Below are 217 nucleotides of genomic sequence, written 5' to 3' on the forward strand. Positions count from 1 at the left end.
CCCGTCCGCCGCTAACGTCAGAGGAGCAAGCTCCTCGTCTGTTCGCTCGACTTGCATGTATTAGGCACGCCGCCAGCGTTCATCCTGAGCCAGGATCAAACTCTCCATAAAAAATTATGATGTTTGATTAGCTCATAAATACTAAATAGTTTGTAACGTTTCGTTACGTTTATTGGAATTAACGTTGACATATTGTCATTCAGTTTTCAATGTTCAT

General features: G+C 41.9%; 1 rRNA gene. It reads right to left on the reverse strand.

Annotated elements, in window-relative coordinates:
* Nucleotides 1-111: ribosomal RNA gene (locus HMPREF2642_RS05565) — 16S ribosomal RNA — on the reverse strand; the annotation flags it as partial.
* Nucleotides 112-217: the final 106 nt, after the last annotated feature.

Source organism: Staphylococcus sp. HMSC055A09 (assembly GCF_001809655.1).
Classification (GTDB): domain Bacteria; phylum Bacillota; class Bacilli; order Staphylococcales; family Staphylococcaceae; genus Staphylococcus; species Staphylococcus capitis.